4 protein-coding genes are annotated in these 6,169 nt (G+C 67.0%); 2 read left to right on the plus strand and 2 right to left on the minus strand.

Going from position 1 to position 6,169, the window contains the following annotated elements:
• Positions 1-90 precede the first annotated feature (90 nt).
• On the minus strand, positions 91-3,501 hold the full coding sequence (locus tag QSG27_RS13560) for a UvrD-helicase domain-containing protein (RefSeq protein WP_306706984.1): 3,411 nt from the start codon (positions 3,499-3,501) through the stop codon (positions 91-93).
• Positions 3,502-4,060: 559 nt separating this feature from the next.
• Here QSG27_RS13560 and QSG27_RS13565 point away from each other — a divergent pair.
• Positions 4,061-4,750 carry a LuxR C-terminal-related transcriptional regulator gene (locus QSG27_RS13565; protein ID WP_306706986.1) on the plus strand — a complete coding sequence of 230 codons (690 nt, stop codon included), beginning with the start codon at positions 4,061-4,063 and terminating at the stop codon, positions 4,748-4,750.
• A 257-nt stretch (positions 4,751-5,007) separates the two neighbouring features.
• Positions 5,008-5,670: a LuxR C-terminal-related transcriptional regulator gene (locus QSG27_RS13570; RefSeq protein ID WP_407653210.1), complete on the plus strand. Its 663-nt coding sequence runs from the start codon at positions 5,008-5,010 to the stop codon at positions 5,668-5,670.
• Between the two features lie 35 nt (positions 5,671-5,705).
• Here QSG27_RS13570 and QSG27_RS13575 read toward each other — a convergent pair whose 3' ends face one another.
• A complete protein-coding gene (locus tag QSG27_RS13575) occupies positions 5,706-6,092 on the minus strand; it encodes an alpha/beta fold hydrolase (RefSeq protein WP_306706990.1) in 387 nt (128 codons plus the stop codon).
• Positions 6,093-6,169 lie beyond the last annotated feature (77 nt).

Here is a 6,169-nt window from a genome sequence, read left to right on the forward strand (position 1 = left end):
TGTAGCCTGCCGCCGCCGCAGGAACTGTGACGACCGTCACCGCAACGGCAGGCTGCGGCAATCGGTCGCCCGTCCCTTCCGCCCGCCGTCTTATCCGGCCTTGTCCGCCGGGACCACGAAGCTGTCCATCACCTTCTTGCTGCCGGCCTGATCGAAGTCGATCTCCAGCTTGTCCTGCTCGACCGCGGTGACGGTGCCGTAGCCGAACTTCTGGTGGAACACCCGCGCCCCCTTCGGGAAGGGCGCGTTCGGGCGGGCGCGCGGCGCGACCTGATAGGAGCCGCTGTCCAGCGTGATGGTGCGCGCCGGGGGCTGCTGGCGGCCCGCCGCCTGCTGGCCGCTGCGGAAGGCGGCGAAGCTCGGCGAATCGCGGAAGCCCCCGCCCCCCCTGGCACCGGCACCGGCACCAGCACCGGCGTACAGGCCGCTGGCCGCCTCCGCCTCGACGTCGCCGCCCGGAATCTCGTCCACGAAGCGGGAGGGGATGGCGCTGACCCAGTTGCCGTAGAGCCGCCGGTTGGCCGCATGGCTGATGTAGGCCCGCTTGCGCGCGCGGGTCAGCCCGACATAGGCGAGGCGGCGCTCCTCCTCCAGCCCGGCGATGCCGGTCTCGTCCAAGGCGCGCTGGTTGGGGAACACGCCCTCCTCCCAGCCGGGCAGGAAGACCATATCGAACTCCAGCCCCTTGGCGCCGTGCAGGGTCATCACGGTGACCTGATCGACCCCGGCGGCCTCGGCGTTCTCCATGACCAGCGCGACATGCTCCAGGAAGCCCGACAGATTCTCGAACTCCGCCATGGCGGTGACGAGTTCCTTCAGGTTCTCCAGCCGGCCCGGCGCCTCGGGCGTCTTGTCCTCCTGCCACATGCGGGTGTAGCCGGACTCGTCCAGCACCATGCGGGCCAGATCGGTGTGCGGCATCGTCGCCGACAGGGTGCGCCAGCGGAAGAAGTCCTGAAGAAGGTTGCGCACCGTGCCGCGCACCTTCGGCTTCAGCTCGTCCGTCTCGGTCAGCGCCCAGCCGGCCTCGGTCAGCGGAATCCCGCGCGCCCGCGCCGCCTGATAGAGGCACTGCATGGCCGCCGGGCCGACGCCGCGCTTGGGCACGTTGACGATGCGCTCGAAGGCCAGATCGTCGTCGGGCGAATGCACGACCCGCAGATAGGCCAGCGCGTCGCGGATCTCCTGCCGCTCGTAGAAGCGCGGGCCGCCGATCACCCGGTAGGGCAGGCCCAGCGTGATGAAGCGCTCCTCGAACTCGCGGGTCTGGAAGCCGGCGCGGACCAGCACGGCGATCTGGGCCAGCGACACCCCCTGGCGCTGCAACGCCTCGATCTCGTCGCCGACCCATCGCGCCTCCTCCTCGCCGTCCCAGACGCCGCGCACGCGCACCGGCTCACCGCCGTCCGCCTGGGTCCACAGCGTCTTGCCGAGCCGCCCCTTGTTGTTGGCGATCAGGCCGGAGGCGGCGGACAGGATGTGCCCGGTGGAGCGGTAGTTCTGCTCCAGCTTGACCACCTTGGCGCCGGGGAAGTCGGCCTCGAAGCGCAGGATGTTGCCGATCTCCGCGCCGCGCCAGGCGTAGATGGAATTGTGTGTGACAATGCCGTTGGCGACGAAATTGTGTGTCCCTTCGACGTTCAGGTCGTGAACCGTCCCTACGAAGGGAACGCGCTCGACCGAGGTCACGACGTCATGCCGTCCCTCTCCCAGCGCGATGACCATACCCGGCACGACCTGTGCCGCGGGCCGCACGGTCAATGCCTTGCCGAGAATATTGGCCTTGCGGACGACCGTCAGGTCGAAACGGGTCATCAAGCTGGATTTGATCTCCTCCAAACGGCGGAAATCCTTGAACACCGTCTCAAAGCGCCAGTTTTGGGGATCGCGCTTGTAGAGTCTTGCCTTGAGACCGATTTCGGCAACCGCCGCGGCTCCGCCGGCATCGTTGCCGCTCAGCGAAATGCGGTGCATGGGCGTGGAGCCCCGCGATTCCGCATTCAGCGTCAGGATCAGATTCCGCCGCCGTCCGGTCGCCGTCTGGGGAATGTGGTGAGGATGGGCAGGGTCGAGGCCGAAATCCTCCATCAGCTCCACGACGCGCGCGGTCTGCGCCAGTGCGGCGTGCAGCCGATCAAGGCGGTCCTGGTCGTGAACCAGCCCGTTCTTGCTTGAGCCTTTGCGGGCAACGAATGGAAAGGTCGTGATTCCGTAGCGCAGGCTGAGCGTGTGCTCCAACTCCCGCGCGTCATTCTCGCTGTCGAAGGCCCGAACCAGCCAGACGGCGTCCGCGCGCTCCTGCAGGCAGCGCTGTTGATAGCCGATGACGGGATACTTCTGGCCCCTCGTGTAGATTTGCGACGTTCCAACGCGGTAGCCATACCCCCGCTTGTGCATCAGGTAGGTGAAATATCTCTGCGGGCTTTCGCTGTGAATGACATCCGCGAAATGGCTGTGTTCCGGAGTCGTCAACAGCACATGCCCGGATTCAGTTTGAATTCGCACCAGATCGCCCTGGAACACACGTTCGAAAACTTCCGTGACCCGCGCGGGGCGGAAGTTGCCGGCACCATGGGCGGACATCACGCAGTCACCAGCCTGGACTTGCTCGACTGCCCTCCGGGTTCCGTCGCCCATGGTCACCAAAGTGCCACCGGCTACGCACTGGTCCTCGTCGCCGACGCAGCAGATGTTCTTGTGGGCCTGCGACAGGATGCGCAGCCAAAGATACTGGGCGACGTTGGTGTCCTGGTATTCGTCCACCAGGATGTATTTGAACTTGCGGTGATATTCCGCCAGCACGTCCGGATGCTTCTGGAAGATGGCGAGATTGTGCAGCAGGAGGTCGCCGAAGTCGCAGGCGTTCAGCGTGCGCAGCCGCTCCTGGTACTGGCGGTAGAGCGCCACCACGCGGCCCCCGGCCACGTCGCCGCCGTCGCTCTCGCCCAGCCGGTCCGGGGTCAGGCCGCGGTCCTTCCAGCGCTCGATCACACCCAGGACCTGCCGCGCCGGCCACTTCTTGGAATCGATGTTCGCCGCTTCCAGAAGCTGTTTGATCAGGCGGATCTGGTCGTCGGTGTCGAGAATGGTGAAATTGGACTTCAGCCCCACCAGCTCGGCATGGCGGCGCAGGATGCGCGCGGCCAGCGCGTGGAAGGTGCCCAGCCACCAGCCCTCCGGCTCGACCCCCATCAGATGGGCGACGCGCTCCCGCATCTCGCGGGCGGCCTTGTTGGTGAAGGTCACCGCCAGGATCTGGAAGGCGGCGGCGCGGCGCGTCATCAACAGATGGGCCAGCCGCGTCGTCAGCACCCGCGTCTTGCCCGTGCCGGCCCCGGCCAGCACCAGCACCGGACCGTCCAGAGCCTCGACCGCCTCGCGCTGCACGGGGTTCAGCCCGTCCAGATAGGCGAAGCGCCGGGCCGGCGCAGGGGCCGGGGCGCCCGCGTGGCTGAGGGGGTCATGGCCCAGCGGATCGTCGTAGGCGTAGGGATCGGACATGCGGCACCGGATTTCCTGGCGGGCCCCCCGCGGTCGGGGGACGCCCTTCATCGAAAGAGGACACCGTATATAGCACGCCCCCCGGCGCATCGAACCCCTTCCCTTGACGGAACGGCCAGGGCCGTCCGCCGAAGGGCGTGCAGGTAGGCCCATAAGCCGGCTTATGCCGGGCATGAGCTATGCCCGCCCCATGGCGCCCGTCTTATCACAATGACCCGAAGTCCCATCGGCCATAGGTTTCTTCGAATCCCCTCCCATCACAGACAAATCACAGGCCGAAGCGAATTCTTATCCGGTTGATTATTCCCCACGCGACATTCGTGAACGGTTCGATGAACGGTTTGTCTTATTTCGGCTTAGGACATATGCCCATTGCGAGACATAATTTTTCCTTTGGGGAAATTTTCTGTTCCGCAAATCCGGGGTAAGGTGCATTCAAATCGTGGCACCCCGGAACCAAACGGACAGCCGCTCGCAGCGGCCCTCCCGCCGGACCGGGTGTCCACGGAGGCGCCAGACGAACGACCGAATTGAAACAACCATAGGGCGGGTAGGAACAATGGACCCCGTGAACGTTTTCCTGATCGACGCGAACAAGCTCTTCCGCGAAGGCATGAAGCGTCTGTTCGAGAACACGCCCTTCAAGGTGATGGGCGAGGCGGGCAGCCTGCGTGAGGGCGTTCCCGCTGTGGAGGCGGCGGGCGTCCGGCCCGAACTGATCCTCATCGACCTCGCCAACGGCGGCGAGGACGAGGTGGACCAGCTCCGCTCCCTGCGCGACAACCATCCGGGCATCCGCGTCGTCATCCTGACCACCGACCTGTGCACCCGCCGCCTGTCGGGCGCGCTGGGCGCCGGCGCCCACGGCTATCTGATGAAGGACATCGCCTGCGAGGCGCTGATGCAGTCGCTGAAGCTGGTGATGATGGGCGAGAAGGTGTTCCCCACCCATCTGGCCGAACTTCTGGTCAACGGGCGCAGCGAGGAGCTGGCGACCGAGGTCCCGGCCCGCCGCAAGGGCCTGTCCCAGCGCGAGATCCAGATCCTGCGCTGCCTGCTGAACGGCAATTCGAACAAGATGATCGCCAACCACCTCCACATCACGGAGGCCACGGTGAAGGTCCATCTGAAGAGCCTGCTGCGCAAGATCAACGCCTCCAACCGCACCCAGGCGGCCATCTGGGCGCTGAACAACGGCATCGGCGACCAGCTCGCGGAACCCGCCGGGGTCAGCGCCAACGTGGTCTGAGGGTATGGTCTGACGCATCCCTCACGGTTCCGCTTCCCCGGCACCCAGGACGCCGGCCGCGCCATCCCGCGGCCGGCGTCCTGCCGTTTTGGGGCCGCCCTCCGGAAGCGGCACGCCATAGGTGGTGCGCCATAGGACCAAAGGCGCTCTTCCGCCTCGAAATGATGATGGCTATTTCCGCAATACGTTCCGAATTTGGTTGGATCGCAGCCCCCGACACGATGAGCACCATGGAAGCCAGCGCGGAAAAGCCGACCCTGAACGTTCTGCTTGCCGACGATCACCTGCTGTTCCGCGACGGGCTGCGGCGGCTGCTCGCGCAGTCGGACGGCAGCATGGTGTTCCACGAGGCGGGAACCTTCGACGACGTCCGCCGCCTGTGCGACGGCGCCATCGCCTTCGACCTGATCCTGCTGGATCTCGGCATGCCGGGGTGGGACGGCTTCTCGCTGCTGGGCGAAATCCACCAGCGGCTTCCCAAGGCGCTCCTGGTCGTGGTGTCGGGGTCGGAGAAGCGCTCGGACCTGCTGGCCGCCCTGGAGAACGGGGCCGCCGGCTTCATCCCGAAATCGAGCAGCGCGAAGGTCCTGATGGGCGCCCTTCAGCTCGTGCTCGCCGGGGGCGTCTATCTGCCCGAGCAGGCGATCCGCGGCGACCGCACCGCAGACGGCGCACCGTCCGCCGGGGCCGGTGGTGGGGATGGCGATCCGCTGGGCCATCTGGCCGACGGGGCGGGCGACCAGTTGACCCCGCGCCAGCGCGACGTGCTGAACCGCCTGCGCGACGGAAAGTCCAACAAGCAGATCGCGCACGAATTGGGACTGACCGAAGGCACGGTGAAGGTCCATGTCACCGCGATCCTCCGCCAACTCGGCGTCCGCAACCGCACCCAGGCGGCGATCACCGCGAACGGGCTGTAACCGGACCCTTTCCCCTCAGGTCCCTGCCCTTCCCCTCACGTCCCTCCCCGCTCCACCGAGGCGGCCAGCGCGGCCAAAGCGCCGCGGATGGCCGATTCATGCTTGGCGGGCAGGACCTGCTGGCCGGGAACGGCGACCACGGTCAGGGTGCGGCATCCGGTCAGCCGCTGCTCCAGGAAGGAGGCGCCCGGCACGCCGTCCGGCTCGTCCTTCCCCTGAACCAGCGTGACCGGCACGCGGATCGCGTCGAGGCCGGACGCCATGGCCCGAAGCTCCGCCGCGCTGTCGCGCACGACCGGCGGCAGGATGCGGGCGGCGATGCGGCGGAACATGCCCGGCTTGGCCGCGTCGTCCGCCATCGGGTCGATCAGCAGAAGGCCGCCGACCAGTTCCGGAAAATCCAGCGCGGCCCGCAGCGCCACCGGAACGCCGCTGCCGCAGCCGACCAGCAGCGGCTTGCGCGCCCGGCGAAATTATACGCCCGGCGCGTGCACAGCCG

Source organism: Azospirillum isscasi (assembly GCF_030849505.1).
Classification (GTDB): Bacteria; Pseudomonadota; Alphaproteobacteria; order Azospirillales; family Azospirillaceae; genus Azospirillum; species Azospirillum isscasi.

Coding starts and splice junctions, on each gene's coding strand:
- QSG27_RS13560 (WP_306706984.1), bottom strand. CDS start 3,501: ATGTCCGATCCCTACGCCTACGACGATCCGCTGGGCCATGACCCCCTC.
- QSG27_RS13565 (WP_306706986.1), top strand. CDS start 4,061: ATGGACCCCGTGAACGTTTTCCTGATCGACGCGAACAAGCTCTTCCGC.